Annotated in this window: 21 protein-coding genes and 1 tRNA gene; 19 read left to right on the plus strand and 3 right to left on the minus strand. The window is 63.3% G+C overall.

Going from position 1 to position 21,988, the window contains the following annotated elements; all coding sequences use genetic code 11:
* Positions 1-40 precede the first annotated feature (40 nt).
* Positions 41-328: a hypothetical protein gene (locus AC1MEM_RS11860; protein WP_499477439.1), complete on the plus strand. Its 288-nt coding sequence runs from the start codon at positions 41-43 to the stop codon at positions 326-328.
* Between the two features lie 368 nt (positions 329-696).
* Here AC1MEM_RS11860 and AC1MEM_RS11865 read toward each other — a convergent pair whose 3' ends face one another.
* Positions 697-2,115, minus strand: a complete 1,419-nt coding sequence (locus AC1MEM_RS11865) for a M16 family metallopeptidase (RefSeq protein WP_499477440.1) — start codon at positions 2,113-2,115, stop codon at positions 697-699.
* Between the two features lie 11 nt (positions 2,116-2,126).
* The gene (locus AC1MEM_RS11870) at positions 2,127-3,560 is read right to left on the minus strand and encodes a M16 family metallopeptidase (protein WP_499477442.1); all 1,434 of its coding nucleotides are present in this window, start codon (positions 3,558-3,560) and stop codon (positions 2,127-2,129) included.
* A gap of 385 nt (positions 3,561-3,945) precedes the next feature.
* Here AC1MEM_RS11870 and AC1MEM_RS11875 point away from each other — a divergent pair, with 385 nt between their 5' ends.
* Both AC1MEM_RS11875 and AC1MEM_RS11880 read left to right on the plus strand, forming a co-directional pair.
* The gene (locus AC1MEM_RS11875) at positions 3,946-4,710 is read left to right on the plus strand and encodes a GIN domain-containing protein (protein WP_499477443.1); all 765 of its coding nucleotides are present in this window, start codon (positions 3,946-3,948) and stop codon (positions 4,708-4,710) included.
* 77 nt (positions 4,711-4,787) lie between these two features.
* Complete coding sequence (locus tag AC1MEM_RS11880) at positions 4,788-5,396, plus strand: tetratricopeptide repeat protein (protein WP_499477445.1); 609 nt, start codon at positions 4,788-4,790, stop codon at positions 5,394-5,396.
* 134 nt (positions 5,397-5,530) lie between these two features.
* Here the strand turns inward: AC1MEM_RS11880 and AC1MEM_RS11885 are convergent, their stop codons facing one another.
* Entirely contained in the window at positions 5,531-6,916 is a 1,386-nt protein-coding gene (locus AC1MEM_RS11885; RefSeq protein WP_499477446.1) for an SGNH/GDSL hydrolase family protein, read from the minus strand.
* A 281-nt stretch (positions 6,917-7,197) separates the two neighbouring features.
* Between AC1MEM_RS11885 and AC1MEM_RS11890 the strand changes: the two genes are divergently transcribed.
* From AC1MEM_RS11890 to nuoL, 16 genes are all read left to right on the plus strand, one after another.
* Positions 7,198-8,178 (plus strand): NAD(P)H-quinone oxidoreductase, encoded by a 981-nt coding sequence (locus AC1MEM_RS11890; RefSeq protein WP_499477447.1) that lies wholly within the window; start codon positions 7,198-7,200, stop codon positions 8,176-8,178.
* 221 nt (positions 8,179-8,399) lie between these two features.
* Positions 8,400-9,152, plus strand: a complete 753-nt coding sequence (tpiA, locus tag AC1MEM_RS11895; protein ID WP_499477448.1) for a triose-phosphate isomerase — start codon at positions 8,400-8,402, stop codon at positions 9,150-9,152.
* A gap of 76 nt (positions 9,153-9,228) precedes the next feature.
* Complete coding sequence (secG, locus tag AC1MEM_RS11900) at positions 9,229-9,717, plus strand: preprotein translocase subunit SecG (protein WP_499477449.1); 489 nt, start codon at positions 9,229-9,231, stop codon at positions 9,715-9,717.
* Positions 9,718-10,080: 363 nt separating this feature from the next.
* Positions 10,081-10,165: transfer RNA gene (locus AC1MEM_RS11905), tRNA-Leu, on the plus strand.
* Positions 10,166-10,337: 172 nt separating this feature from the next.
* Positions 10,338-10,697, plus strand: coding sequence for an NADH-quinone oxidoreductase subunit A (locus tag AC1MEM_RS11910; RefSeq protein WP_499477450.1), 360 nt, complete (start codon positions 10,338-10,340; stop codon positions 10,695-10,697).
* A gap of 3 nt (positions 10,698-10,700) precedes the next feature.
* A complete protein-coding gene (locus AC1MEM_RS11915; RefSeq protein WP_056333529.1) occupies positions 10,701-11,180 on the plus strand; it encodes a NuoB/complex I 20 kDa subunit family protein in 480 nt (159 codons plus the stop codon).
* A gap of 28 nt (positions 11,181-11,208) precedes the next feature.
* Positions 11,209-11,802, plus strand: a complete 594-nt coding sequence (locus AC1MEM_RS11920) for an NADH-quinone oxidoreductase subunit C (protein WP_499477452.1) — start codon at positions 11,209-11,211, stop codon at positions 11,800-11,802.
* Positions 11,802-13,055 carry an NADH-quinone oxidoreductase subunit D gene (locus AC1MEM_RS11925; RefSeq protein WP_499477454.1) on the plus strand — a complete coding sequence of 418 codons (1,254 nt, stop codon included), beginning with the start codon at positions 11,802-11,804 and terminating at the stop codon, positions 13,053-13,055. Before AC1MEM_RS11920 ends, AC1MEM_RS11925 begins: the two co-directional genes overlap by 1 nt.
* Before the next feature lie 35 nt (positions 13,056-13,090).
* Positions 13,091-13,579 (plus strand): NADH-quinone oxidoreductase subunit NuoE, encoded by a 489-nt coding sequence (gene nuoE / locus AC1MEM_RS11930; RefSeq protein ID WP_499477455.1) that lies wholly within the window; start codon positions 13,091-13,093, stop codon positions 13,577-13,579.
* A complete protein-coding gene (gene nuoF, locus AC1MEM_RS11935; RefSeq protein ID WP_499477456.1) occupies positions 13,576-14,871 on the plus strand; it encodes an NADH-quinone oxidoreductase subunit NuoF in 1,296 nt (431 codons plus the stop codon). The genes nuoE and nuoF overlap by 4 nt, the downstream gene beginning before the upstream one ends.
* Positions 14,872-14,892: 21 nt before the next feature.
* On the plus strand, positions 14,893-17,229 hold the full coding sequence (gene nuoG, locus AC1MEM_RS11940; RefSeq protein WP_499477458.1) for an NADH-quinone oxidoreductase subunit NuoG: 2,337 nt from the start codon (positions 14,893-14,895) through the stop codon (positions 17,227-17,229).
* On the plus strand, positions 17,229-18,314 hold the full coding sequence (nuoH, locus tag AC1MEM_RS11945) for an NADH-quinone oxidoreductase subunit NuoH (protein WP_499477460.1): 1,086 nt from the start codon (positions 17,229-17,231) through the stop codon (positions 18,312-18,314). Before nuoG ends, nuoH begins: the two co-directional genes overlap by 1 nt.
* Positions 18,315-18,328: 14 nt before the next feature.
* The gene (nuoI, locus tag AC1MEM_RS11950; RefSeq protein WP_290423001.1) at positions 18,329-18,817 is read left to right on the plus strand and encodes an NADH-quinone oxidoreductase subunit NuoI; all 489 of its coding nucleotides are present in this window, start codon (positions 18,329-18,331) and stop codon (positions 18,815-18,817) included.
* A 23-nt stretch (positions 18,818-18,840) separates the two neighbouring features.
* The gene (locus tag AC1MEM_RS11955) at positions 18,841-19,500 is read left to right on the plus strand and encodes an NADH-quinone oxidoreductase subunit J (protein ID WP_499477462.1); all 660 of its coding nucleotides are present in this window, start codon (positions 18,841-18,843) and stop codon (positions 19,498-19,500) included.
* The gene (nuoK, locus tag AC1MEM_RS11960; protein ID WP_136218558.1) at positions 19,497-19,805 is read left to right on the plus strand and encodes an NADH-quinone oxidoreductase subunit NuoK; all 309 of its coding nucleotides are present in this window, start codon (positions 19,497-19,499) and stop codon (positions 19,803-19,805) included. Before AC1MEM_RS11955 ends, nuoK begins: the two co-directional genes overlap by 4 nt.
* A gap of 36 nt (positions 19,806-19,841) precedes the next feature.
* A complete protein-coding gene (gene nuoL / locus AC1MEM_RS11965) occupies positions 19,842-21,968 on the plus strand; it encodes an NADH-quinone oxidoreductase subunit L (protein WP_499477463.1) in 2,127 nt (708 codons plus the stop codon).
* Positions 21,969-21,988: the final 20 nt, after the last annotated feature.

Consider the following 21,988-nt stretch of genomic DNA (forward strand, 5'->3'; position numbering starts at 1 on the left):
CGAAGACCAACGCGCACCCCGCGCAAGAGGAGGAACCCCCATGCCCGACCCATCCCGGCACGACGCCCGGCTCGTCCTCGCGTCCGTCCAGCTGCAACGCAATACCCCGGCCGAGGCCGGCACGGTCGCGCCCTGGCTCGCGCGCGAGGGCACGCTCCTGATCGTGCCGCCATCGAACGTCGGCAGCTCGGCGCTCGGCACCGCCGCCTTTGCCCGCAACGTGGCCGACGCCTTCGGCGAGCCGGTGGCCGCGCTGGTCTCCGGCTACAGCCTGGCCGACCTCGTCACCGAGGCGCTGGGGGGGGCTGGTTCTGGTTCGGCACCCTGAACCACATGCGCCACGCCTTCGAGCAGATCGACGACCTGTTTCGCGGCAAAGCCTTCCATCCGATGGCGGGCATGCCGCCCCTGCGCGATTCCCGTCGAGTACCACGCGAAGAATGCCTGGCACCACACGAATACGGATTTGCAGTGGCATCTGCCGGTGCGCGAGGTGCTCGGCACATTGCGCAGGGAGCGGGGGAGCGCGTTGTTGCAGTGAGAGGGGCCCAGTCCGTAGGGTGGAGGGGGGGCGCCGAGCCTCCCGACTCCACGCGTTTACGTCCCCATGCATACCCGGCCGCCACCGCCACTCCATAAAAAATGCCCGCACGCGGCGGGCACCGATCCGGACAAACTGTCTTACTTCTTGCCGGATTACTTCTCGCTCACCGTAAATTCGCCATATGGTTTCAGCTGTTCGCTGACCGCCGCCGGGTCGCCCACGACGACGATCGACTGCGCCTCCGGTGCGAAATACTTCTTCGACACCTCGCGCACCTGCTGCGGCGTCACCTTCCGGATCAGCGGCACGTACTGGCCGAGGAACTCCGGCGGCAGGCCGATCAGCCAGTTCTGCGCCAGCGTGTTGGCGACGGCCCCTTGCAGCTGGTTGCTGATCAGGTAACCGCCGGCGACATAACGCTTGTTCATCGTCATCTCGTCCGCCGGCACCAGCTCGGTGCCGATGCGCTTGTACTCGCCGAAGTATTCGGAGAGTGCTGCGCCGGTGACCTCGTTGCGCACGTCGGCGCCGCCGACGATCGCGCCGCCGACGCGGTTCATGCGCGCGCCGGCCGAGGCGCCGTAGGTATAGCCCTTCTGCTCGCGCAGGTTGATGTTCACGCGGCTCGAGAAGCCGCCGCCGAGAATGGTGCTGGCCAGGCGCAGCGGCACCTGTTCGTCCGCGCTGGCCTGGATGCCGGGGCCGCCGACGCGGATGGTCGACTGCACGCTGTTCGCGCGCGTCAGCAGGATGCGCGCCGGTGTCGCGGCGCGCGGCGCCGGCGCGGTCTCGGCCAGGGCCGGGCCTTCGGCCTTCCAGTCGCCGAACGCGGCCTGCGCCAGCTTCATCGCTTCAGCCTCGCCAATGCGGCCCGTGATCACCAGCAGCGCACGGTCCGGACGGAAGCGCTTTGCGTGCTCGGTGCGCAGCAGCTCCTGCGTTACGGAGTTGATCGCGGGCTCGGTCGGCTGGGTGTGGCCGTACGGGTGCTCGCCGTAGACCGCCTGGTTGATCGCGCGCTCGGCGCGGAAACGCGGCGTCGCCTCCATGGCGCGCAGGCTCTGCAGCGCATTCGCCTTGGTCAGCTCGACTTCATTGGCCGGGAAGCTCGGCGTGCGCGCCACTTCAGCGAGCAGCGACATCATCGCGCCTGCCTGCGAGGCGACGGCATTGGCCTGCACGGAGATTCCGTCGGATGCGGCGCTTGCCGCCACCGAGCCGCCCATGCCCTGGGCCGCTTCGGCGATCGCGCGCGAGTCGCGTTTGGCGCTGCCTTCGTTGATCATCCCGGCCAGCAGGTTGGCGAAGCCCGGATGGGCGCTGTCGTCGGCGGCATAGCCCGCGCCGCGCACGGCCAGCACATAGTCCACGCGCGGCAGGCCCTTGCGCGGAACGACCCAGACGGTCATGCCGTTGGCGAGGGTTTTCTTGACGATCTTCGGCGTCGGGATCGCCTTGTCCTTGCCGTAGGCGGGCATGGCGTTGGCCCTGGCGGAGGCCGGTGCGTCGGCCGCAAACGCCGCAGGTGCGAAGGCCAGCGAAATGGCCAGTGTCAGCATCAGTTTTTTCATCGATGCGCTCCTTATTTCTGTGCGCCGGCGGGCGGCGTGGTCGGTTCGGCTGCGTGCGCGGGCGACGTGCCAATCACCTGCACCTTGTCCAGCATGGCGATCGGCTTGCGGTCGATGACGGTGCGGTTGTTCTTCACCAGGTAAGTCGACGCCGCGCGCTGGATGTCGCTTGAGGTGACGCCCTCGATCCAGCCCGGAATCTTGTTGACGACATTGGCATCGCCCCACAGGGTCTGCAGGCGCGCCAGCGTGTCGGCGCGGCTGATGAAGCTTTCCAGGCCGTTGTTCCAGTCGGCCAGCATGCGCGTCTTCACGCGCTTGAGGGTCGCTGCGTCGACGCCGTCCTTGACGATCTTCGCGATCTCTTCGTCCATCGCGTTCAGGATGGTGTCGGCGTTGGTCGTCGGCTTGTACATCGTGTAGACGGTGAACAGGGTCGGGCCGTCGAATTCCCACGGGCTGGTGAGGCCGAACAGGACGTCGGTGTTGAGCGCCAGTTCGCGGCCTTTTACAAGCCCCTGGTACAGCACGGACGCATCGCCGCCGGCCAGCAGTTCGCCGAGGACCGCCATCGGCGCCTGGTCGCGGCTGCCGCGTTCCGGCATCTTCCAGGCCGCGGCCAGCGCCGGCACCTGGGCCAGCGCGTCACCCTGCTGGACGCGCTTCTCGACCTTGTTCAGGCCCTCGGTGAAGTCGCCGCCTTTCGGCACCGGGCGCGCGGCGATCGAACCGAAATATTTCTGGGCCAGCGCGAAGCCCTGGGCCGGGGTCACGTCGCCGGCGATCGCCAGCACCGCGTTGTTCGGGCCGTAGTAATCGCGGTGGAAGCCGCGCACGTCGTCCAGGCTCGCGCCCTCGAGGTCTTCGAAGCTGCCGTAGCCGTCATGGTTGTTCTCCCACTTCTGGAAGGCGTGCTGGCCGATGTCGATCCACATGAAGCCGCCGTAGGGCTGGTTCTTCACGTTCACCCGGATCTCTTCCTTGACCACGTCCTGCTGGTTTTTCAGCGTTTCCTTGTTGAAGTCGAGCGTCTTCATGCGGTCCGCTTCCAGCCACAGGATCGGCTCGAGCGAGGAGGCCGGCGCGGTCTCGATGTAGTTCGTGAAGTCGGCGCGGGTCGAGCCGTTGTTGCGGCCACCGCCGCCGGTGATCGTCTTGTCGAACACGCCCTTGGGCGCGTTCGGCGTCCCCTGGAACATCAGGTGTTCGAACAGGTGGGCAAAGCCGGTGCGGTTCTTAGGCTCGAGGCGCATGCCGACGTGGTACACCACCGAGACGCCGACCGTGGGCGAACTGTGGTCTTCGGTGACGATGACGGTCAGGCCGTTGTCGAGTTTTTTGGTGTGGACCGGCAGGTCCCACTTGTCGCTGGTGGCCGAAGGGGCGGCAGCTAAGGCGGAAACCGACAAGCCGAGCCCCGCCAGCAGGACGGGAAGTTGGCGCATGCGCATTGATGACCTCAAAGAAATGGCTGAGTCGAATGAAATCCGTTGGGTGGACACGTAAAACGGAGCATCTGATCTTAGCGCAAGCAAATGTCAAAACGTAACTTTTTTTGCGTATGTATGTTGAGCGGGCGCAAGCAGTCGGTGCCGCGATTTGTCGTCTGGTCCTTCGATTCTGCAGTCTGTCGCAATCCCGGCCGGGCGGTGCCGGGCGCTCGTTATAGTGATCCCATTGCCAAACTGTATAAAAATTGTCGGGTCAAGCTGTTTTCGCTGGAACCCGGCAGGGCTTGCTGGTAGGGTTGCCGCCAAAAGCGTATTGACAAGATTGGTCGGACGCCGCACGGCCGCGAACAAGAACATGCATCGGAACACGGAGAAACACATGAGCAAATATTTGAAGTTCGGCCTCGCGGCCCTCGGACTGCTGGCGCTGATGCGCCTGGCAACGGCCGCGCCCGACCACGTCAGCGAAACGCGCCAGCTCGACGCGCGCGTGGTGCGCATCAAGATCGACGGCGTGGTCGACCTGCGGGTACGCCAGGGCAGCCCGGCCTCGCTCGTGCTCTCGGGCGACCCGCGCTGGATCGGCAAAATGACGACGCTGCAAAGCGGCGACACGGTCGTCATCGGTAACGAGAACGAGCTGCACATGGGACGCAGCAAAGGAGTGCGCGCCGACGTGGTGCTGCCGAACCTGCGCGAAGTCAGTTCCGAGAGCGTCGGGATGACGGAGATCACCGGGTTCAAGGGCGAGGAGCTGGAACTGTCGCTCGATGGCGCCGGCTCGATGAACGTCAACGTGGATTACCGCATCATCAGCGCCAGCCTCGGCGGCGTGGGCAGCATGAAGCTGGCCGGCATGAACGCCGAACGCATCACGCTCGACCTGCAGGGCGCCGGCTACGTGACCCTGTCCGGACGCAGCAAGATCCTGAAAGCCGAGCTCGGCGGCCTGGGCGGGCTGGACGCGCAGCAGTTCGCGGCCGACTCCGTCACGCTCGAACTGTCGGGACTGGGCAACGCGACCATCACCGCGCACCAGAGCGCGAACCTGAACCTGTCGGGCATGGGTTCGGTCACAGTCTACGGCAAGCCGCTCAATCGCCGGGTGAGCGTCGACGGCCTGGGCAAGGTCAGCTGGAAGTAGCAAACACGCTAAAGTAACAAACACGGTATTCACGCGCGACAACAAGACAGGCGAAAGACCGATCCACGCACGAGACAATGAAAAAATACACCGTAGCGATCCTGCTTGCCCTGTGCCTGTGCGGTGCGGCGCAGGCAGGTTTCCCCGAAGGCGCAAGCGCCTACAATGCGCGCAACTACCCGCAGGCGCTGAAAGAAATCGCGCCGCTGGCGCGCGCAGGCAATCCCGAAGCCCAGCACCTGCTGGGCTTGATGTACTACATGGGCCGCGGCGTCGCGCGCGACTACAAGCAGGCCTTCCAGTGGCACCTGAAAGCGGCGCAGCAGGGCAAGGCCGACGCCCAGTATGTCGTCGGCGCCATGTACTACACCGGCAACGCCGTACCGCAGGACCAGAAACACGCCGTCACCTGGTTTCGCAAGGCGGCCGAGCAGGGCCACGGCGAAGCCCAGCACGCGCTCGGGCTGATGTACCGCTACCACGTGGCCGGCGTGCCCGCGGATCCGGTCATCGCCTACATGCTGTGGAACCTGGCGGCGGCGGGCGGCAACAACAACGCGGTGGGCCAGCGCGCGGCGATCGCGAAGACGATGACGCAGGAGCAGATCGAGGAGGCGCAGGCGCTGTCGCGGACGTGGAAGGTGGGGACGCCGCTGCCGCTGCAGTCGAGGACGGGAGGCGGTTGAGGTAGTCCCGCGGGTTTTATCAGCGGCAAGGCTGATTCGTGGCCGCTGACGAGGGAACTTCGTGTTGATGAGACACGCTGCGTCCCATGTCGCCGACCAAAACAGCCGCCGCCAAGGCCGGCGGCTCGCACGACTCATTCCGCGGTCGCCGCCGCTTTCTGCCGCACCCCCTTCAAGCCCGCCACCCCCAGCGACCGGAACAGCGTCAGGGGCACGGCATTCCCCATCGCCTGGTAACCCAAATCGTTCGGATGCAAATGATCCCCGCTGTCGTAGGCCGGCAGGAAGCGGGTCGGATGCGCCGGGTCGCGCGTGGCGAGGTCGAAGTCGATCACGCCGTCGAACTCGTCGCTGCCACGAATCCAGTTGTTCACGGCCGCGCGCACGCCTTCCTTCTCGGGCGAGTAATAACCCGCACCCTCGAAGGGCGTGAGCGTCGCGCCGTACACGGCGATGCCCCTGGCGTGGGCGCGCGCGATGACCTGGCGGTAGCCGGCGATCAGGTCGGCGGCCGTGAGTTGAATAGATGCGGGGTTCGTGTTCGGGCTGTTGCCGATGTCGTTAATGCCGGTCATCAGCGTCATGTAGCGCACGCCGGCGGTCGCGAGCACGTCGCGGTCGAAACGCTCGAGGACGCTGCGGCCCGATAGCAGGTTGGCCGGGTTGATGCCGAGCAGGCGGTTGCCACTGATGCCGCGATTGACCACGCCTGGCCGGCCGTTGATGCCGGCAACCGGATCGCGCACCGTCTGCAGGCGGCGCGCCAGCCAGTCGGGCCAGCGGTTGTTTGTGTCGACCGTGCTGCGCGTGCCGTCGGTGATCGAGTCGCCCAGTGCCACGATAGCCGGGCCGGCGCTGTCCACATCCACCTCCGTGAGGAAGGGCCAGTTCGTGATCGTGCGCTGTACCGGCAGCGTGGCCGCGCCGGTGAAGTCGCCGGCCAGCGAAACGTAGTTCGTCTGTGAAGCGATGTTGTGCATCGTGGTCGCCTCGACCGTTCCCGGCAAATACAGGCTGATGGCGAGGTCGGCCAGTGCCGGCACGTTCAGTTCGACCGGATCGGACAGCACCGGAGCGCCGGCCGGGATCGTGATCGCCGGGCTGCCGCTGAAAGTGAGCGCGCGGTCCGTGCCCGGTGCGATGTCGGAGCCCGCACCGCGCACGGCGATATGGGCCGCACCGATTCGCAGGGGCGTGGTGCCGAATTCATTGGACACGCGGATGCGCACGCGGTTGCCGCCGATGCTGGTGTGGATGATCAGGCGCAGGGTCTGGTCGGTGAAGGTCTGCAGGCCGGCCGCCGGAGGAGGACCTGCCGGCGCCGCGCCCCAGGTGCCGGTCCAGTGCTCGGTATTCCAGTCCTGGGCGCTGAGGTGCTGGCCGGGCAGGGCGAGGGCGATCGCCAGCGCGACGCCGCCGAGCAGCATGCCGCGGCGCGGACGCCTGGCCGGCGTGGGGCGGGAAAACGCATCCGCCGTGCGGCGGGCGAGGCTGGACAGGGCAGCAGACAGCGAATGCATGATCGTGCTCCTTCGGTGATTAGCGGAAACGGCCCGTACTGCCGAGCGCGTCCACCAATCTATGCGGCGCGGGTAGGGTGGACAAGGTAGCCACGGTCGAGTTCGTTGCGCTAGCTCTAAAGTTCCCCACAAAACTGATGCGCTAAAGAATTTGTTTGCGTTTGAGCACAGCAATAAGAAAAAAATTCGCCCGGCGGCAACAAACCCAACAAAGAACCGAGCAAAAAACGCGGCGCTTGACGCTGACGTACAATTGTTCTTTTCTTAAGGGAGGCCGGACCATGCGCGCAATCGAAATCACCCAGCCGGGCAAGCCAGAGGTACTGCAGCTTTGCGAGCGGCCGATGCCTGAGTTGAAACCGGGCGAAGTGCTGATCCGCGTTCACGCCGCCGGCATCAACCGGCCCGACGTGTTCCAGCGACAAGGAAACTACCCGGTGCCGCCGGGCGCATCCGATTTGCCGGGGCTGGAAGTGGCGGGCGAGATCGTCGATGGCGATCTGACGGGTAGCGGTTTCGCGAAGGGCGACATGGTCTGCGCGCTGGTGCAGGGCGGCGGCTACGCCGAATATTGCGCGGCGCCGCTGGCGCAATGCCTGCCGGTGCCTGCCGGGCTCAGCATGGTCGAGGCGGCCTCGCTGCCGGAAACGTTTTATACGGTGTGGACGAATGTGTTCGATCGCGCCGGCTTGTCGGAAGGCGAGACGCTGCTGGTGCAGGGCGGCACCTCGGGGATCGGTGTCACCGCGATCCAGGTGGCAACAGGCATGGGGCACCGGGTCTTCGCGACCGCCGGCAGCGCCGACAAATGCCGGGCCTGCGAAGAGCTTGGCGCCGAGCGCGGGATCAATTATCGGGACGAGGATTTCGTGGCGGTAGTGAAGGAGCTCACCGGCGGGCGCGGCGTCGATGTCGTGCTCGACATGGTGGGCGGCGACTACGTGGCGCGCGAGATCAATTGTCTGGCGGACGATGGGCGCATCGCGATCATTGCGCTGCTGGGCGGGGCGAAGGCGAACGTCGACCTGTCGCAGGTGCTGCGGCGGAGGTTGACGATCAGCGGGTCGACCTTGCGGCCGCGGCCGGTGGCGTTCAAGGAGGCGATTGCCGGCAAGCTGCGCGAGCACGTGTGGCCATTGCTGGAGGCGGGGAAGGTGAAGCCGGTGATCTATAAAACCTTCCCGCTGGCCGAGGCGGCGGCGGCGCATGCGTTGATGGAGTCGAGCACGCATGTGGGGAAGATTGTGTTGCAGGTGGTGTGACGACCGGTAAAACCGTCTCGCCTGGCCCGTGCCAGAAGATACCTCAAGACCGTAGGGTGGGCTCCGCCCACGCGTGAATGCCGCACCGTGTTGGCCTCCTTTGAGGAAAGACCTCGCCAACACCATGCAAGCCTCCCGCGTGGGCATGCCCACCCTACGCCATTGTTTGACCGACCCATCAACGGCAGCTAGAATAGCGGGTTATTTGACTGTGGGGTAATATGCGTCCCAAACTCGTTGTAGGTAACTGGAAGATGAACGGCAGCCGCGCGACCAACGCGACGCTGCTCGCTGGCATTGTCGACGGCCTTGGTCTCGGCAACGGCAAGGCAAGCGCCGCCGTCTGCGTGCCCGCCCCGTATCTGCAGCAATGCGCCGACACCCTGGCCGGCAGCAAGCTGGCCTGGGGCGCGCAGGACGTGTCGATTCACGCCAGCGGCGCCTACACGGGTGAAGTCGCCGCCTCGATGCTGGTCGATTTCGGTTGCCGCTACGCCATCGTCGGCCACTCGGAGCGCCGCGCCTACCATGGCGAAACGGACGCGCAAGTGGCGCAGAAGGCATTGGCGGCACTGAACGCCGGCCTGACCCCGATCGTCTGCGTGGGCGAAACGCTCGAGCAGCGCGAAGCGGGACAGACAAATGTTGTGGTCGGCAAACAATTGTCGGCCGTGCTGGAGCTGCTTGACGGCGATGCCGTGGAGCGTATCGTCGTTGCCTACGAACCGGTCTGGGCGATCGGCACCGGCAGGACGGCCACCCCGGCGATGGCGCAGGAAGTGCATGCGCAATTGCGCAGCCAACTGCGCGAACGCAGCGCGGCCGCAAGCGAGAAGGTCGCGATCCTGTACGGCGGCAGCATGAAGCCGGACAACGCGGTCGAACTGCTGGCCCAGGCCGATATCGACGGCGGCCTGATCGGCGGCGCGGCCCTGAAGGCGGCGGACTTCCTGGCGATCATTGCTGCAGCTTGAGCATCGCCGCGCAAGCAGGCGCCAGGTTTTGGATTTTCAGAATTTGCAACGTAGTTAAACTTGGAATGGAACTGTAATGAACGTGTTGTTCAATCTTGTTATTGTCTTGCAGGTCATCTCCGCGCTGACCATCATCGGCCTCGTGCTGCTGCAGCACGGTAAGGGTGCCGACATGGGCGCCGCCTTCGGTTCCGGCGCGTCGGGCAGCCTGTTTGGCGCCAGTGGTTCGTCGAACTTCCTGTCGAAGTCGACCGCGGTGGCCGCAGCGATTTTCTTCGCTTCGACCCTGGCGCTGGCTTACATCGGCAACAACCGTACGCCAGCTGCGGTGCAGGACAACGGCGTGATGGGCCGCATGGCAGCGCCGGCCAAGGGCGTGCCTGCGAATGCGGGTGCGACTGTGCCTGCGACGACGGCGCCGGCTGAAGCAGTGTCGCCGACCGCCGGCGTGCCGGCCGCGCCGACGGCCGATGTGCCGCCGGGTCCTGCGGAGACGGTGCCTGCAACGGTGTCGCCAGCGCCTGCTGCGCAGTCGACGCCGGCAGCTCCGGTGCCGAAGAAGTAATATTGTTTTGATTGTTTGCGTGGGTTGGCTTGGGCTGGCTTGCGTGGGCGGCCAGGTAGTAAGGGCAGGGTGGAGGGACGATTCGACGTGCAAGCGTGCGTTGAACGCGTGGGCGGGAGGCCGCGGGGCCGCCGAGGCCCACCCTACGGTAAGCGCCCGATATGCAGCAGTAAAGCGGTCGAAAGACTGTAGTAACCCCCGGCAGTGCCCCGACCAGGGCGTTTGTCCGGTTCTTGAACGCCGCGCGCCGTGCTTTCGACGGCTCAGCGTGAGGAGGTTTGAGAAATTCCCTGTTTTTCCTTGCGATGGCTCAATTTGAGCATTGAAAAAAGGTGCTAAGGCAGGGTATAATTCTGGTCTCCAGCCGACGTGGTGAAATTGGTAGACACGCTATCTTGAGGGGGTAGTGGCGCAAGCTGTGCGAGTTCGAGTCTCGCCGTCGGCACCAAGATATAGAAAAAGCCAGCAAGGGCAAACGAGCAATTGCTCTCATGCCTGAGCTGGCTTTTTTACGAGGATCAGTCGTTCGGTCCTGGTAGCAGGCACGAGCCAGGATTGCGCGATACGGCGCTGCAGGCATGCAGTGGTTTCATTAACCGATCGTTCTAACAGGCTTCATCGTGAACCTCGAAAATTACTTCCCCGTTCTTCTCTTCATCCTGATTGGCGTCGGTGTCGGCGTCGCACCCCAGGTGCTCGGATATCTGCTCGGACCGCAACGTCCCGACGCGGCAAAACTCTCCCCCTACGAGTGCGGCTTCGAAGCCTTCGAAGACGCGCGCATGAAATTCGACGTCCGGTACTATCTGGTCGCGATTCTCTTTATTTTGTTTGATCTGGAAACGGCATTCTTCTTCCCATGGGGCGTCTCCATGCGCGAACTGGGCTGGACCGGCTTCGTCACGATGATGGTGTTTATCGCCGAATTCATCGTTGGCTTCTGGTACATCTGGAAGAAGGGTGCCCTTGATTGGGAATGAGCCATGGCTATTCATGAAGGCGTCTTAAACGAAGGTTTCATTACCACCACAGCTGATAAGCTGATCAACTGGGCGCGCACCGGGTCGATGTTCCCGATGACGTTTGGCCTGGCCTGTTGCGCGGTCGAGATGATGCATGTGGGCGCAGCCCGCTATGACCTCGACCGCTTCGGCATTGTGTTCCGTCCATCGCCGCGCCAGTCCGACGTGATGATCGTCGCCGGCACGTTGTGCAACAAGATGGCGCCGGCGCTGCGCAAGGTCTACGACCAGATGGCTGAGCCGCGTTGGGTCATCTCGATGGGCTCCTGCGCCAACGGCGGCGGCTACTACCACTACTCCTACTCGGTGGTCCGCGGCTGCGACCGCATCGTGCCGGTCGACGTCTACGTACCGGGCTGCCCGCCGACTGCCGAAGCTCTGCTGTACGGCATCATGCAACTGCAGAACAAGATCAAGCGCACCAACACCATCGCGCGTTAATTAAAATGACCGCAACTGCGGATTCACCATGACGACAAAACTTGAAGTCCTCCAACTCGCCCTGGAAAAAGCACTGGGCGAGGGCGCTGCCATTTCTGCGGCGCTCGGCGAAGTGACCGTGGTGGTCAAGGCCGCCGACTACATCCAGGCGATGCAGACCCTGCGCGACGATCCAACGCTCGCATTCGAAGAAATGATCGACCTCTGCGGCGTCGATTACTCGCAGTACGGCGAAGGCACCTGGGACGGCCCGCGCTATGCGGTGGTCGTGCACCTGCTGTCGCTGGCGAACAACTGGCGCGTGCGCGTGCGCGTCTTCGCCACTGACGACGAAATGCCGATCGTGCAGTCGATCACCCCGATCTGGCGCGCCGCCAACTGGTACGAGCGCGAAGCCTTCGACCTGTACGGCATCCTGTTCGACGGTCACGGCGACCTGCGCCGCATCCTGACCGACTACGGCTTCATCGGCCATCCGTTCCGCAAGGACTTCCCGATTTCGGGCTATGTCGAAATGCGTTACGACCCCGAGCAGAAGCGCGTGATCTACCAACCCGTGACGATCGAGCCGCGTGAAAACATTCCGCGCGTGATCCGCGAAGAAACCTACGGGATGAAATAATGGCTGAGCTTAAGAATTACACCCTGAACTTTGGTCCGCAGCACCCGGCAGCGCACGGCGTGCTGCGCCTCGTGCTCGAACTCGACGGCGAAGTGATCCAGCGCGCCGACCCGCACATCGGCCTGCTGCACCGCGGCACCGAGAAGCTGGCCGAAACCCGCACCTACCTGCAGTCGGTGCCGTACATGGACCGCCTCGACTACGTGTCGATGATGTGCAACGAGCACGGCTACGTCCTCGCCGTGGAAAAACTGCTCGGCGTCGAAGCACCGATCCGCGCGCAGTACATCCGCGTCATGTTCGACGAGATCACGCGTTTGCTGAACCACCTGATGTGGCTCGGCGCGCACGCGCTCGACATCGGCGCGATGGGCCCTTTCCTGTACGCTTTCCGCGACCGCGAAGACCTGTTCGACGTCTACGAGGCGGTGTCGGGCGCGCGCATGCACGCGGCCTATTATCGTCCGGGCGGCGTGTATCGCGACCTGCCTGACTTCATGCCGAAGCACAAGGAATCGATCATCCGCTCGAAGAAGGCGATCGACGCGCTCAATGAAGACCGCCAGGGTTCGGTGCTGGACTTCATCGAGTCGTTTACCAAGCGTTTTGATGGTTATGTCGACGAATACGAGACGCTGCTGACCGACAATAGGATTTGGAAGCAAAGGACGGTCGGCATCGGCGTAGTCAGTCCGGAAGATGCGAAGGCAATGGGCTTCACCGGCGCCATGCTGCGCGGTTCGGGCGTGGCCTGGGACCTGCGCAAGACGCAGCCTTACGCGGTGTACGACAAGCTCGACTTCGATATCCCGGTCGGCACCAATGGCGACTCCTACGACCGCTACCTGGTCCGCATGGAAGAGATGCGCCAGTCGAACAAGATCATCAAGCAGTGCATTACCTGGCTGCGCGCGAACCAGGGTCCGGTGATGATCGATAATCACAAGATCGTCCCGCCTGCGCGCGAAGAGATGAAGTCGAACATGGAATCGCTGATTCACCACTTCAAGCTGTTCACCGAAGGTTTCCACGTCCCACCGGGCGAGGCCTACGCCGCGGTCGAGCATCCGAAGGGCGAGTTCGGCATCTATATCGTCTCCGACGGCGCCAACAAGCCATACCGCCTGAAAATCCGCACGCCCGACTATGCGCACCTGCAGAGCCTGGACGAGATGGCGCGTGGCCACATGATCGCCGACGCCGTCACGATCATCGGCACCCAAGACATCGTTTTCGGCTCTATTGACCGGTGACGCGCTCGTCCGATAAGTCCGAAGGAAAAAATATTATGTTGTTATCTGAGCAGTGCTATAAAAAAATCGACCGCGAGTTGGCCAAGTATCCGGCCGACCAGCGCCAGTCGGCCGTGATGGCCGCGCTGGCCCACGCCCAGGTCGAACTGGGTTGGCTGTCGCCCGACACCATGCAGGAAATCGCCGACTACATCGGCATGCCGGCCATTGCCGTGCAAGAAGTCGCGACCTTCTACAACATGTACAACACCCGCCCGGTCGGCAAGCACAAGATCACCGTGTGCACCAACCTGCCGTGCGCGCTGTCGGGCGGCGAGCGCGCTGCGCATCACCTGATGCATAAACTGGGCGTCGAATTCCGCGGCACCACCGAAGACGGCCAGTTCACCGTGCTGGAAGGCGAGTGCATGGGCGCCTGCGGCGACGCGCCGGTCATGCTGGTGAATAACCACCGCATGTGCTCGTTCATGAGCAACGAGAAAATCGACGCCCTGGTTGACGAATTGAAGGAAGCAAAGCAATGACCAGCCTGCACGACCGTCACATCAATCCGCTGATCCTGAAGGATCTGAACGGCGAAAACTGGCACCTGGAAGATTACGTCAAGCGCGGCGGTTACTCCGCCCTGCGCCGTATCCTCGAGGGCGGCATCACCCAGGAGCAAGTCATTGCCGACCTGAAGGCCTCGGGCCTGCGCGGCCGCGGCGGCGCCGGTTTCCCGACCGGCCTGAAGTGGAGCTTCATGCCGCGCCAGTTCCCTGGCCAGAAATACCTCGTCTGCAACACCGACGAAGGCGAGCCGGGCACGTTCAAGGACCGCGACATCATCCGCTACAACCCGCATGCGCTGATCGAAGGCATGGCCATCGGTGCGTACGCGATGGGCATCACCGTGGGCTACAACTACATCCACGGCGAGATCTTCCAGGAATACCTGCGTTTCGAAGAAGCGCTGGAAGAGGCGCGCGCCGCCGGCTTCCTGGGCGACGGCATCATGGGTTCGACGTTCAACTTCCAGTTGCACGCCGCCCACGGTTACGGCGCCTACATCTGCGGCGAAGAGACCGCACTGCTGGAGTCGCTCGAGGGTAAAAAGGGACAGCCGCGCTTCAAGCCGCCTTTCCCGGCCTCGTTCGGCCTGTACGGCAAGCCGACCACGATCAACAACACCGAGACCTTCGCTGCCGTGCCGTTCATCATGAACATCGGCCCGGAAAACTACATGGGTCTCGGCAAGCCGAACAACGGCGGCACCAAGATCTTCTCGATCTCGGGCGACGTCGAGCGTCCAGGCAACTACGAGATCCCGCTCGGCACGCCGTTCGCCAAGCTGCTGGAACTCGCTGGTGGCATGCGCGGCGGCAAGAAGATCAAGGCCGTGATTCCTGGCGGCTCGTCGGCACCGGTCATCCGCGGCGAAGTCATGATGGAAACCGACATGGACTACGATTCGATCGCGAAGGCGGGTTCGATGCTGGGTTCGGGCGCGGTCATCGTCATGGACGAGACGCGCTGCATGGTCAAGTCGCTGCTGCGCCTGTCGTACTTCTATTACGAAGAATCCTGCGGCCAGTGCACGCCGTGCCGTGAAGGCACCGGCTGGCTGTACCGCATGGTGCACCGTATCGAAAACGGCCAGGGCCGCCCGGAAGACATCGAGCTGCTCAATAACGTCGCGTTCAACATCAAGGGCCGCACGATCTGCGCACTCGGCGAAGCCGCCGCGATGCCGGTCGAAGCCATGATCAAGAACTTCCGTGAGGAATTCATTCATCACATCGAGCACAAGCAGTGTCTAGTGCCCGCATACCTTTAAGCCAGGTCAGGTAACGATCAAATGGTTGAAATTGAATTAGACGGCAAAAAAGTCGAAGTCGCACCAGGTTCCATGGTGATGGACGCCGCAAACAAACTCGGGACCTATATCCCGCACTTCTGCTATCACAAGAAATTGTCGATCGCCGCGAACTGCCGCATGTGCCTGGTCGAAGTCGAGAAGGCACCGAAGCCGATGCCTGCCTGCGCCACGCCAGTGTCGCCGGGCATGATCGTGCGCACCCACAGCGACAAGGCGGTGGCGGCACAGAAGTCGGTGATGGAATTCCTGCTGATTAACCACCCGCTGGATTGCCCGATCTGCGACCAGGGCGGCGAATGCCAGCTGCAAGACCTGGCCGTCGGTTACGGCAAGGGCGAGTCGCGCTACAACGAAGAAAAGCGCGTGGTCACCCCGAAAGAGGCCGGCCCGCTGATCTCGATGGAAGAGATGGCGCGCTGCATCCAGTGCACCCGTTGCGTGCGTTTCGGCCAGGAAGTGGCCGGCGTCATGGAATTCGGCATGCTGGGCCGCGGCGAGCACTCGGAAATCACGACCTTCGTCGGCAAGACCGTCGACTCTGAAGTGTCGGGCAACATGATCGACCTGTGCCCGGTCGGCGCACTGACCAGCAAGCCTTTCCGCTACACGGCGCGTCCGTGGGAACTGTCGCGCCGCAAGTCGGTATCGCCGCACGATTCGCTCGGCACCAACCTGATCGTCCAGGTCAAGGGCGGCAAAGTGATGCGCGTGCTGCCGCTGGAAAACGAAAATATTAACGAGTGCTGGCTGTCGGACAAGGACCGCTTCTCGTACGAGGCGCTGGACAATGCCGACCGCCTGATCAACCCGATGATCAAGCAGGGCGGGCAGTGGCAAGAGACCGACTGGCAGACGGCGCTGGAATACGTCGCCCACGGCCTGCGCAACATCCGTCACGAACACGGCGCCGATTCGATCGCCGCTGTTGCGACCGCACACTCGACCGTCGAAGAGCTGTACCTGTTGAACAAAGCCATGCGCGGCTTCGGCGTGAACAACGTCGACTTCCGCCTGCGCCAGAGCGATTTCGCCCTGGACGGCAGCGTGACGCCATGGCTGGGCATGCCGATCGCCGAACTGTCGAACCTGAAGCGTGCCTTCGTGATCGGCTCCTTCCTGCGCAAGGACCACCCGCTGGTCGCCACCCGCCTGCGCACCGCTGTGAAAGCCGGCGCCAAGCTGTCGATCCTGCACGGCTCGGACGAAGACAACCTGATCCCGACCGCGAACAAGCTCATCGCAGCACCGAACGACTGGCTGGCCGTGCTGTCGGAAGTGGTGTCGGCTGTTGCCGGCGCCAGGAACGTGGCTGCGCCTTCCGGTTTCGAGAACGTGCAAGCGGGCGACGTCGCGAACGCCATCGCTGCTTCGCTGCTTGCGATCGACGGCGACGTGCCGGGCGCTGTGCTGCTGGGTAACTCGGTTTCCCATCACCCACAAGCGTCGCAGATCCACGCGGCTGCGCAATGGATCGCTGACGCGACCGGCGCCAGCTTCGGCTATTTTGTCGAAGCGGCGAACACGGTCGGCGGCCACATCGTTGGTGCCACCACCAATGCCGACCTGTTCAGCGTACCGAAGAAAGCTTATGTATTGCTTAACGCGGAACCGGAACTCGACGCCGCCAACCCGCAGCAGGCCATGGCCGCACTGCAGGGCGCCGAAATGGTTGTCGCCATGTCGCCGTTCAAGCATGGTTTCGACTACGCCGACGTGCTGCTGCCGATCTCGCCGTTCAGCGAGACCGCCGGTACTTTCGTGAATTGCGAAGGCCGTGCACAGAGCTTCAACGGCACCGTCAAGCCGCTGGGCGACACCCGTCCGGCCTGGAAAGTGCTGCGCGTGCTGGGCAACCTGCTCGGCCTGCAAGGTTTTGACTACGACACCGCCGAATCGATCCGCGACGAAGCGCTGGGCAAGGGCGTGACCGACCTGTCGGCCAAGCTGAACAACGTGGCGAAAATCGCCCCGTCGGCAGCAAGCCGCTCGGAAGAGTCCGGTTCGCTGCAACGCCTCGCCGACGTGCCGATCTATTTCGCCGACGCCATCGCGCGCCGTTCGGAACCGCTGCTGCGTACGGCCGATGGCCAGCAGCCGCTGGCACGCCTGCCGAAAGCACTGGCTGAAAAGCTGGGCGTCAAGGCCGGCGACGTGGTGAAAGTCACGCAAGGCACGGGCAGCGCGCTGCTGGTCGCCGACATCGACGCCCGCCTGCCGGCGAACGTCGTGCGTGTCGCGGCCGCGCATCCGGCAACGGCTGCCCTCGGCGCCATGTTTGGCTCTATCAATGTTGAAAAAGCAGGGGAGGGCAAGTAATGGCAACGCCCGGTTTTATCGATAATTTTTACACGCTTGGCGCAACGAGCCCGATCGCGCCGGTCTGGCCCGTCATCTGGACCGTGATCAAGATCCTGTGCGTGCTGCTGCCGCTGATGGGCCTGGTTGCTTACGCCACCCTGTGGGAACGTAAACTGATCGGCTGGATCCAGATCCGCGTCGGTCCGAACCGCGTCGGTCCCCTGGGCCTGCTGCAGCCGATCGCCGACGCGGTCAAGCTGCTGCTCAAGGAAATCGTCATTCCGGCGAAAGCGACGAAAAGCCTGTTCGTTCTCGGCCCGATCATGACCATCATGCCGGCCCTGGCCGCCTGGTCGGTCGTGCCTTTCGGCCCGGAAGCGGCGCTGGCCAACGTCAACGCAGGCCTCTTGCTGCTGCTGGCGATCACCTCGATGGAGGTGTACGGCATCATCATCGCCGGCTGGTCCTCGAACTCGAAGTACTCGTTCATGGGCGCCATGCGCGCCTCGGCCCAGATGATTTCCTATGAAATCCCGATGGGTTTCGTGATGGTCGTGGTGCTGATGGTCTCGGGCAGCCTGAACTTCTCGGACATCGTCGCCGGCCAGGCCGTCGGCATGGCCGCGAGCCACGGCTTGAACCTGTTCTCGTGGAACTGGCTGCCGCTGCTGCCGCTGTTCGTCATCTACTTCGTCTCGGGCCTCGCGGAATGTAACCGCCACCCGTTCGACGTGGTGGAAGGAGAGTCGGAAATCGTCGCCGGCCACATGGTCGAGTACTCGGGCATGTCCTACGCGATGTTCATGCTGGCCGAATACGCCAACATGATCCTGATCTCGACCCTGGCGTCGATCATGTTCCTCGGCGGCTGGCATGCGCCGTTCGCGATCCTCGAATTCGGCGGCGCCTTTGGCGGCTTCTTCTGGCTGTTCGTGAAGATGTTCCTGCTGGTCTCGATGATGATCTGGGTCCGCGGCACCTTCCCGCGTTACCGCTATGACCAGATCATGCGCCTCGGCTGGAAAGTGTTTATTCCAATCACGCTGGTCTGGCTGGTGCTGGTTGCCGGCGTCATGCAGACGTCCTGGAATATCTGGAAGTAAGGAAGCGCACTCAAATGAACCGAATTAAAGAAATCCTCGGCAGCCTGATGCTGACCGAACTGTTCAAGGGCCTGGCCCTGACGGGGCGCTACGCCCTGTCGCGCAAGATCACGGTGCAGTATCCGGAAGAAAAGACGCCGATGTCGAACCGCTTCCGCGGCCTGCACGCGCTGCGCCGCTACCCGAACGGGGAAGAGCGCTGCATCGCCTGCAAACTGTGCGAAGCGGTGTGCCCGGCCATGGCCATCACGATCGAATCGGCGCAGCGCGAAGACGGCACCCGCCGTACCACGCGCTACGACATCGACCTGACCAAGTGCATCTTCTGCGGCTTCTGCGAAGAGTCCTGCCCGGTCGACTCGATCGTCGAGACCCACGTTCTGGAATACCACGGCGAAAAGCGCGGCGATCTCTATTACACCAAAGAGATGCTGCTGGCCGTGGGCGACCGTTACGAAGCCGACATCGCTGCCGCGCGCGCCGCTGACGCCAAGTACCGCTAACAAGAAAAAGGTCTCGTACAGTCATGCAATTTACAACTGGATTGTTCTACGTCTTCGCGGCCATCATGGTGCTGTCCGCGCTGCGCGTCATCACTGCCAGGAACCCGGTCCACGCCGCGCTGTTCCTGGTGCTCGCGTTCTTCAACGCGGCCGGTATCTGGCTGCTGCTGAAGGCCGAGTTCCTCGCCATCGTGCTGGTGCTGGTCTATGTCGGCGCCGTCATGGTGCTGTTCCTGTTCGTCGTGATGATGCTCGACATTAATATCGACCGCATGCGCGAAGGCTTCCTCGGCTACCTGCCGATGGCCTTGCTCATCGGCGCCGTGGTCGTGATCGAGATGTCCCTGGTGCTGTGGCATGGCTACAGCGGCTTCGCCCAGACGCCGGAAGCGGCTGCCCTGAACATCGGCGGCACCAGGGAACTCGGCCGCCTGATCTATACCAGGTATATCTACGGCTTCGAAATCGCCGCCGTGATCCTGCTGGTGGCGATCATCGCCGCCGTGGCCCTGACCCTGCGCAAGCGCAAGGACAGCAAAGCCATCGACCCGGGCGCAGCTGTCCGCGTCCAGCGTAACGACCGCCTGCGCATCGTCAAGATGGAGTCGGTGAACCAGCGCGCCATCGACGAGGCAGCTACGGCTGCTGCTGCCGCCGCGGCGCCGACCAAGGAGACCCCATGACTTTATCGCTTGCACACTACCTGGTCCTGGGCGCGATCCTGTTCGCGATCTCGATCGTGGGTATCTTCCTGAACCGGAAGAACATCATCATCCTGCTGATGGCCATCGAATTGATGCTGCTGGCGGTGAACCTGAACTTCGTCGCGTTTTCCCATTACCTGGGCGACGCGGCGGGCCAGATCTTCGTGTTCTTCATTTTGACCGTCGCGGCCGCCGAATCGGCGATCGGCCTGGCGATCCTGGTGGTCCTGTTCCGCAATCTGGACACGATCAATGTGGAAGACCTCGACAGCCTCAAGGGCTGATCGGTCTCGGCTAAACAATAACGATTAAGGTTCAACATGGCGGGGCAACTCTCTTCCTCACTCTTACTTGCGGTGCCGCTGGCGCCGCTGGCGGGATCGGCAATCGCCGGCCTGCTGGGTACCAAGTTCCTGGGTAACGTGGTCGGCCGCAAGGTGTCGCATACTGCGACCATCCTTGGCGTGGCGATCGCACTGGTCATCTCCGTGATGACGCTGCTGGCGCTGATCGATGGCGCCGATGTCTTCAACCAGGACCTGTACACCTGGATGCAGGTCGGCACCGTGAAGCTCGCGGTTGGCTTCCAGATCGACAAGCTGTCGGCAATGATGATGTGCGTGGTAACTTCGGTGTCGCTGATGGTCCACATCTACACGATCGGCTACATGGCCGAGGACGACGGCTACAACCGCTTCTTCTCGTACATCTCGCTGTTCACCTTCGCGATGCTGATGCTGGTCATGTCGAACAACTTCCTGCAGCTGTTCTTCGGCTGGGAAGCGGTGGGCCTGGTGTCGTACCTGCTGATCGGCTTCTGGTACACCCGTCCGACCGCGATCTTCGCCAACATGAAGGCCTTCCTGGTCAACCGCGTTGGCGACTTCGGCTTCATCCTCGGCATCGGCCTGCTGCTGGCCGCGTCGGGCACGATGAAGTACACCGAAGTGTTCGGCCAGGCCAACCAACTGTCGCAACTGTTCGTGCCGGGCATCGGCTGGCCGCTGCTGACCGCTGCCTGCATCTGCCTGTTCATCGGCGCGATGGGCAAGTCGGCGCAGTTCCCGCTGCACGTCTGGCTGCCTGACTCGATGGAAGGCCCGACCCCGATCTCGGCACTGATCCACGCCGCGACGATGGTTACCGCCGGCATCTTCATGGTGGCGCGCATGTCGCCGCTGTTCGAGCTGTCGGACGGCGCGCTCTCCTTCGTCATCGTGATCGGTGCGATTACCGCGCTGTTCATGGGTTTCCTGGGCATCATCCAGCACGACATCAAGCGTGTCGTCGCTTACTCGACGCTGTCGCAGCTGGGCTACATGACTGTCGCGCTGGGCGCCTCGGCCTATTCGGTCGCCGTGTTCCACCTGATGACCCACGCATTCTTCAAGGCACTGCTGTTCCTGGGCGCCGGTTCGGTCATCATCGGCATGCACCACGACCAGGACATGCGCAACATGGGCGGTCTGCGCAAGTACATGCCGATCACCTGGATCACTTCGCTGCTGGGCTCGCTGGCCCTGATCGGTACCCCGTTCTTCGCCGGCTTCTACTCGAAGGACTCGATCATCGAGGCGGTGCACGCGTCGAACATCCCGGGTGCCGGTTTCGCCTACTTCGCGGTGCTGGCAGGCGTGTTCGTCACGGCCTTCTACTCGTTCCGCATGTATTTCCTGGTGTTCCACGGGGAAGAGCGTTTCGGCAAGGCGCATGCGCACGACCATCATTCGCATGATGCACACGCACACGACGACCACAAGCAGCACGTCGCTGCCCACGGCCACGGCATCGAAGATCCGCTCGCCGGCCACGATTCGGAGCCGCAGCACGAAGAAGACCACGGCCACCACGGCCTGGCCCCGGGCCAGAAGCCGCACGAGTCGCCACTGGTCGTGACTCTGCCGCTGATCCTGCTGGCGATCCCGTCGGTCATCATCGGTTTCTTCGCGATCAAGCCGATGCTGTACGGTGGCTTCTTCGAGAACGTCATCACGGTGCGTGAAAACCACCCGGCGATGGAAGTCCTGCGCGAAGAGTTCCACGGCGCAGTCGGCATGGCAGCGCACGGCCTGACCTCGGCACCGTTCTGGCTGGCCCTGGCCGGCGTGGTCCTGGCCTACTACTGCTACATGGTCAACCCGCGCGTCCCCGCCTGGTTCTATAACAAGTTCAAGCCCCTGCACACGCTGCTGGACAACAAGTACTACATGGACAAGTTCAACCAGGCAGTGTTTGCCGGCGGCGCACGCGCAGTCGGTACCGGCTTGTGGCAGGCGGGCGACCGCGCGCTGATCGATGGCGTGCTGGTCAACGGTTCGGCCAAGCTGGTCGGCTGGTTCTCGACGCTGACCCGTACCTTCCAGACCGGTTACATCTATCACTACGCGTTCGTGATGATCGTGGGCGTCATGGCGACCCTGCTGTACTTCTTCCCGTTCTGGCGCTAATCACAGGCAAAGAAAAAGAC

It is taken from the genome of Telluria sp. AIW5, assembly GCF_056680575.1.